At 70.9% G+C, this 7,166-nt stretch carries 5 protein-coding genes and 1 pseudogene; 4 read left to right on the forward strand and 2 right to left on the reverse strand.

The window, feature by feature from the left end; genetic code table 11:
* Positions 1–204 (reverse strand): DUF2510 domain-containing protein (locus BN11_RS07385; RefSeq protein ID WP_048696233.1); only part of this gene is annotated, 204 nt, incomplete at its 3' end.
* Positions 205–256: 52 nt separating this feature from the next.
* Here BN11_RS07385 and BN11_RS07390 point away from each other — a divergent pair.
* The 3 genes and pseudogenes from BN11_RS07390 (at position 257) to BN11_RS26060 (ending at position 3,247) form a co-directional block, all read left to right on the forward strand.
* The gene (locus BN11_RS07390) at positions 257–1,483 is read left to right on the forward strand and encodes an MFS transporter (RefSeq protein ID WP_048696234.1); all 1,227 of its coding nucleotides are present in this window, start codon (positions 257–259) and stop codon (positions 1,481–1,483) included.
* 33 nt (positions 1,484–1,516) lie between these two features.
* Positions 1,517–2,851, forward strand: coding sequence for a 4-aminobutyrate--2-oxoglutarate transaminase (gene gabT, locus BN11_RS07395; RefSeq protein ID WP_048696236.1), 1,335 nt, complete (start codon positions 1,517–1,519; stop codon positions 2,849–2,851).
* Positions 2,852–2,898: 47 nt separating this feature from the next.
* Positions 2,899–3,247 (forward strand): annotated as a pseudogene (locus BN11_RS26060) (type II toxin-antitoxin system PemK/MazF family toxin).
* Here BN11_RS26060 and BN11_RS07400 read toward each other — a convergent pair.
* Complete coding sequence (locus tag BN11_RS07400) at positions 3,244–3,837, reverse strand: SDR family NAD(P)-dependent oxidoreductase (RefSeq protein WP_235435402.1); 594 nt, start codon at positions 3,835–3,837, stop codon at positions 3,244–3,246. The pseudogene BN11_RS26060 and the gene BN11_RS07400 overlap by 4 nt on opposite strands.
* 63 nt (positions 3,838–3,900) lie before the next feature.
* Between BN11_RS07400 and BN11_RS07405 the strand changes: the two genes are divergently transcribed.
* On the forward strand, positions 3,901–7,166 hold a 3,266-nt coding region (locus BN11_RS07405; RefSeq protein WP_053084033.1), incomplete at its 3' end, for an ABC transporter ATP-binding protein.

Consider the following 7,166-nt stretch of genomic DNA (forward strand, 5'->3'; position numbering starts at 1 on the left):
CCAGCCGTAGGGGTCTGCCGTCCCGGTCGGCTGCTGCTGCGGCTGGGGCGCAACCGGAGCGCCGGCGTGGGGGGTCGCCGCGCCGGCACCGGCGCGCGTCGAGCGCGGGGTGGTATGCCGCGTCCACACGATCCCGTCGAAGTAGCGCAGCTGGTCGGGCGCCTCCGGGTCGTCATACCAGCCGGGCGCGGAAGGTGTCGTCACTCCCCGATCTTTTCATGCCGACACGCGCGACCCGGCATACTTGGTGCCCGCCATGACCCTCCACTCCCCGCAGGACGCGCCGGAACCCCGTGCCCGCATACCCCGGGAGATCCAGGTCCTCATCGCCGCCGCCTTCGTCATCGCCGTCGGCTTCGGCCTGATCACTCCGGTGCTGCCGGCATTCGCCACGTCCTTCGACGTCGGCGCCACGGCCGCCTCGATCGTCGTCTCCGCGTTCGCGTTCTTCCGGCTCGTCGGCGCCCCCGGCGGCGGGCGCCTGGTCGCCCGCTTCGGCGAACGGCCCATCTATCTGCTCGGCCTCGTCATCGTCGCGATCTCCTCCGCCGCAACGGCATTCGCGCACAACTATTGGCAGCTGCTCGCATACCGCGGGCTCGGCGGGCTCGGTTCGACGATGTTCACCATCTCCGCCGTTGCTCTTTTGGCCCGGCTCGCGCCGCCGGCGATCCGTGGGCGGGTCTCCTCGGCATACGGCGCGGCCTTCCTCATCGGCGGGGTCGCGGGCCCGGCGATCGGGGGCCTGCTCGGCGGGCTCGGCCTGCGGGTGCCGTTCCTGGCGTATGCCGTGTGCATCCTTCTGGCGGCCGCGCTCGTCTGGGCGATGCTGCCCAAAGACGCGGGGCGACCGGTCGCCGACGGCACCGCCCGGCCCGCGGTGACGATGCGCGAGTGCCTGCCCGACCCGGCATACCGCGCCGCCTTGGGCTCCTTCTTCGCCAACGGGTGGGCGAATTTCGGTGTGCGCGTAGCGATCCTGCCCCTCTTCGCCGCCGCGGTCGTCAGCGACCAGCCGTGGGTCGCCGGCCTCGCCCTGGCCGTCTTCGCCGTCGGCAACATGCTCGGGCTCGCCTGGGCGGGACGACGCTCGGATGTGCGCGGCCGCAAGCCGTTCGTCATCGGGGGGCTCGCGGTCAGCGGATTCGCCACGCTGTGGACCGGCTTCGCCGTGACCATCCCGCTGCTCGTCGGCCTCTGCCTGATCATCGGCGTCGGCGCCGGCACGATGACCCCCGCCCAGCAGGCGGCCGCGGCCGACATCGTCGGCCAGGAACGCAGCGGCGGCCCGGCCCTCGCAGCCCTCCAGATGGCGCAGGACGCCGGCGGCATCCTCGGACCCATCGCGGCCGGCGCGCTCGTGGATCTCAGTGGCGGCTACCACTGGCCGTTCGTGGTGACCGGGCTCGTGACATTGGTAGCGATCCTGCCCTGGCTGCGCGCCCGCGAGACCAGCCCCGCCGCCCGCGCGGCATACCCCTAACATCGCGCGCCAACCACCCCTAGTATCGGCAGCATGATCGAGCAGCGCCGCATCCTGACCACCGCCATCCCGGGCCCGAAGTCCCAGGAGTTGCAGCAGCGGAAGCTGGCGTCGGTATCGACGGGCGTGAGCACCGGCCTGCCGATCTATGTCGAGGCGGGGGCGGGCGGCATACTGCGCGACGTCGACGGCAACCAGCTGATCGACTTCGGCTCCGGCATTGCCGTGACGACCGTCGGCAATGGCAACCAGCGCGTCATCGACGCAGTGAGCAAGCAGATCGCCGACTTCACGCACACCTGCTTCATGGTCACGCCGTATGAGGAGTACGTCCAGGTCTGCGAGGAACTCGACAAGCGCACTCCGGGCGATCACGAAAAGCGTTCTGCCCTCTTCAATTCCGGTGCGGAGGCCGTCGAGAACGCCGTCAAGGTGGCGCGGCATTTCACCGGCAAGGACGGCATCGTCGCCTTCGACCACGCCTACCACGGCCGCACCAACCTCACCCTGGCGATGACGGCCAAGAACATGCCCTACAAGCACAAGTTCGGCCCCTTCGCCTCCGAGCTCTATCGCGTGCCGATGGCTTACCCCTATCGCTGGCCGGGCGGGCCGGAGCACTGCGAGGCCGAGGCCTTCAACTACATCACCGACCAGATCCACGCCCAGATCGGCGAGGAGAACACCGCCGCCGTCATCATCGAACCCATTCAGGGCGAGGGCGGGTTCATCGTCCCGCCGCCGGGCTTCCTGCCTGCGCTCGCGCAGTGGTGTCGCGACAAGGGCATCCTGTTCATCGCCGACGAGGTGCAGTCCGGCTTCTGCCGCAGCGGCGACTGGTTCGCCGTCGACCACGAGCAGGTCGTGCCCGACATCGTCGTGACGGCCAAGGGCATCGCCGGCGGGATGCCGCTCTCGGGCATCACCGGCCGCGCCGACATCATGGACACCATCCACCCCGGCGGTCTCGGCGGCACCTACGGCGGCAACCCCGTCGCCTGCGCCGCCGCTCTGGCGTCGATCGAGACGATGGAGGAGGACGACCTGTGCGGCCGGGCCAAGGCCATCGAGGCCATCCTCTATGAGCGGTTGGGCCGGATCGCCGAAAAGTACGAGCAGGTCGGTGAGGTCCGCGGCCGCGGCGCGATGATCGCCATGGAGCTAGTGACCGACCGCGAGAGCAAGGAGCCCGCGGCCGCCCTGACCGGCGCGATCAACAAGGCCTGCCACGAGCGCGGGTTGGTCACGTTGACCTGCGGCACCCTCGGCAACGTCTTCCGCTTCCTGCCGCCGCTGACCATCGGCGATGACCTGCTCCACGAAGGCATGGACATTCTCGAGGAGGCCTTCTCGGTCGCGGCCGGCTGAGCGACGCAGCAGGTCGTCGGCACCGCTCGCTACCGGAGGTCTCGACGATGCGCCGCGGTGAGATCCGCCGCGTCAATCTCGACCCCACTCTCGGGAGCGAGGCGGACACGCTACGGCCGGCCGTGATCGTCAGCAACGACCAGGCCAATGCCGCAGCCGAGCGATTGGGACGCGGCGTGGTGACCGTCGTGCCGGTCCCGAGCGGCATCTCGCGCGTCCACCCCTTTCCAGGTATTCCCTCCCGCTGCCGAGACGGGTCTTCCCCGGGATTCGAAGGCCCAGGCCGAACAGGTCCGCTCGGTCTCCGTCGAACGGATCGGCCACACGGTCGGCAGGCTGCCAAGAATCCCGCAGACGGAACTCGACGCAGCCCTGCGCCTGCACCTCGGTCTCTAGGGCGTCGCGACGAGCCGCTCCTCGGCGATGGCATTGCCGCCGTCGACGACGATCACCTGGCCGGTGACATAGGCGGCACCGGGCGTGCAGAGCCACGCGATGGCGGAGGCGACCTCGCCCGCTGTCCCCGAGCAACCGACCGGGGTATGCCGCCCCTCCTCCGCCTCGTCCGGCGTCTGGGAGCCGGTCTCGATCCACCCCGGTGCCACCGCGTTTACTGTCACCCCGTGCGGCCCCTCGTCGACCGCCAGCGCCCGGGTCAGGCCGACCATGCCGGCTTTCGCTGTGGCATAGGCGATTTCGCCGCGCATGGCCATCACCGGGCCGGTGACGCTGGTGACATTGACGATCCGTGCGGAGCCGCTCGCACGCAGGTGCGGCAGCGCCGCGCGGCACACGAGGTATGCCGTGTCCAGATTCCGCGCCAAGCTCGCCCGCCACCGCTGGACCCGCTCCGTCGTCGACCCGAGCACCACGCTCGCTCCGAGTCCGGCGAGAAGGGTGGCGGCCGCATACCCGATCCCGGTCGGTGACCCGGCGCCGGTGACGATGGCGGTGCGTCCGGTCAGGTCCAGATGGGTGGGGAGCACGGGCCTCAGCATAGATATTCGCGCGCGGAGTGTCGGGGGTGCGCCGTAGGCTGCCTGATTGCCATGAGTAGCAACGTCATCGAGTCCTCGGCCATCTCGGTCGACAATCCTCCCCTGCCGTCCGACCCGCGCCGGACGGTGACGTGGCGACGGGTCAGGACGCCGTTGAACATGGTTGCCCTGTCCGTGCTGTTGGTCGGCTCGGTGGCGCAGGTCTTCGGCAATGTCCTTGCCGGGCAGATCGCCGAGGCGCCGACGTGGGAGCTGGTCCGGTGGCTCGCCATCGTGATGGTCGGTGGGTCCGTGCTCGACATGGCCGGCCGTTACGTCTGGTTCGGCGAGATCGACCGGGTCGAGGGCGGGTTGCGGGCCGACCTGCTCGATGCCGCACTCAACCAGCCCCTCGCCGCCCTTGGCGAGCAGGCCGTCGGTGAGGTGCTCGACCGCGTCGACGACGACACCCGCGAGGTCGGCAATCTCATGCGCTGGCAGTCGTGGATGGTGCTGCGCTCGCTGTTCAGCGCCGTGCCCATGTGGGTCATCGGCGGCCTGATCTGGTGGCCGGCGTGGTTCTTGTTCCCGGTGTTCGCCCTCCTCACGTGGCTGGGCATGCGCTCGCTGCTGCGGCCCATCGCCGAACGCAAGGTCATCGAGGAAGCGGCCTGGACCGATCACGCCGCAGCGCTCGAGGAGGGCATCGCCGGCCGGGACGACCTGCGCACCAGCCTCGGCCAGTCCTTCGCGATCCGCCGGCTGGCGCAGCTCTCGGCTCAGGTCCACGCCAGATTCCTCGCGGTCATCACCCTCGAGAAGAAGATCGTGCTGCGGGGTGTGCTCGTGCTCAACGCCCTGCTGGCCGCGGTCGCGAGCATCGGCGTCGCCATGGCCAGCAGCGGAAGGGCGTCGGTCGCCCAGCTCGTGACGATCTTCTTGATCACGAGCCAGTTCGTCGGCGTCGTCGGCTTCGTGGCCGAACAGCTGCCGGACATCCAGGCGGGTCTGGGGGCCGTGACCCGGCTCCGGCAGATGCTCGCGCTTGCCCCCGAGCCAGTCGGCGGGCGACGCATCGAGGCCGAACACGTCGATGTGCGTTTCGACCACGTGGACTTCGCCTACGAGGAGGGCACCTTCGCCCTGTCGGACATCGATCTGCACGTCCCCGCCGGACAGACGCTGGCCCTGGTGGGCCGGAGCGGCTCCGGCAAGTCGACGCTGGCCTCGCTGCTCTCGCGGGCGGTCGACCCGGCACCGGGCACGGTGTTCGTCGGCGGCATCGATGTGCTCGACCTCGACCTGCAGTCGTTGCGCCGTCAGGTCGGCGTCGTGACCCAGCGCACCGAGATCCTCGCAGGCACGTTGGCCCAGAACATCGCGCTCTTCGCCGACCTCCCCCGCGAGCGCGTCGAGGGGGTCGTGGCCGAGCTGGGCCTGAACGACTGGGTCGCCGGCCTCGAACACGGCCTCGACACCGTGCTCGGCCCGGGCGGGACCACGCTGTCGGCCGGCGAGGAGCAACTCGTCGCCTTCGCCCGGCTGCTGATCCGCGACGTCCACGTCGTCGTCCTCGACGAGGCCACGGCCCGCATGGACCCGCTCACCGAGGCCCGGGTCGTCGCCGCCGCCGACCGGCTGCTCAGCGGCCGCACCGGCCTACTCGTCGCCCACCGCCTCTCGACGATCGCCCGGGCCGACCTGGTCGCGGTGCTCTCCGCCGGCCGTCTCGTCCAGTTCGGGGCGCAGGCCCGCCTCGCCACGATCGATGGCCCCTTCCGCGACTTGCTGCGCTCGGCCACCCTCGACGAGCCGGGGGTCGCCCCGTCCGGGACGGAGCCGGGAGCCCCGCACCTCAGCCAAGACCCGGACGGCACGGTTCCGGGAGCCACTGTGGACGCGCCGGCCGACGGGACCTCAGAGTCCGTCGGGTCGGCCCGGCGTCGGCGCGCGGCCCTGGACCGCCCGGAGACCGGGACCGGTCCCTCGCTCGCCCGCGGGATCACCAGTGTGCTCCGCGTGCGCCCGGGCTGGGGGCTGCTCGCCGTCGTGCTCTTCCTCGGCATGTCGCTGACCGGGGGCGCGGGAGCGCTCACCGGGTTCGCCTGGGGCCACACCGTCGAACGCATCGGCCGCGGCGAGGATCCGTGGTGGTGGCTCGCTGGTGTCGTGTTCATGGTGCTGGTCGGGCCGCTGATGCTCGCCGAGGCCATCTCGCGCTACCCACGGTGGTGGGTCGAGGTGCTGCTGCGCGTGCGGATGGCGGTGCTCGTCGGTCAGACCGCCCAGCGCCGACTCGAGAAGGTGCCGGCCGGCGAAGTGGTGGCCCGGGCCATGGACTCCGATCGCTACGCCCGGTATGCCGACCGCTGGGTCGACTTCGTCAACGGCCTGATCGTCGTGGCCGTCACCGCCGTCGCTGCGGCTAATCCCCTGGCTGGCCTGGTGCTGCTCGGGGTCGTCGTGGCGGCCACGCTGACCTCCGCGATCGGGCGGCCGATCGCCGGCCGGACGGCAACCAAGGCTTCGGCCATGCGGGCGCGTTTCGGCCGCGCGCTCGTCTCCACTCTCGAGTCGGCGCGCACGGTCAAGCTCGCCGGGCGCACGCCGGAGCTGCATCGTCATCTGCAACGGGTCGATGCCGGCCGCGTGGATGCCGCGGTGCGCGAGCACCACGTGCAGGCCGTGCTCGACTCCGTGCCGACGATCATGATCAAGGTCGGGGTCGTCGTCGTGTGGGCGGCGGTCGTAGAGAACTGGTGGGGCCTGGCGACCGCACTGCTCGTCGCCAACGCGCTCAACGGCTTCGAGTGGTTCGGCCGGGTTGCCGGCGCCGTCGTCACCGAGGCCCCGGGCACCCGATCGTGGCAGGCGGCCACGAGCCAGATGGCCGGCGGGGTCGACCTGATGCGGGTCCCGCCGGGAGTGGATCTGGTCACCGGTGAGGCGCCACCGGCACCGGAGGTCGAGCGGGTTCCGTTGCGAGAACTCATCGTCGACGACGTGACGGCCATCCACGAGGACGGCACGGTCGGCGTCGAGGACGTATCCCTGTCGATCCGGCGCGGCGAACTCGTGTTGCTGCTGGGGCAGGTGGGGTCCGGCAAGTCCAGCCTGCTGCGCACGCTCGCCGGCCTCATCGACTACGAGGGTCGTGTCCTGTGGAACGGCCAGGTCGTGGGCGATGCCGAGTTGTTCATGAGGCCCGGACAGGTCGCCTACGTGGCGCAGGTGCCGCGTGTCCTGTCCGGTACCTTCGCCGACAATGTGCAACTCGGGTTCGGCCGGGCCTTCGACGCCCCCGTCGCCGATGCCCGACTCACGCCGGACGTGACCGC

This window comes from Nostocoides australiense Ben110 (genome assembly GCF_001050535.1).
Taxonomy (GTDB): domain Bacteria; phylum Actinomycetota; class Actinomycetes; order Actinomycetales; family Dermatophilaceae; genus Nostocoides_A; species Nostocoides_A australiense.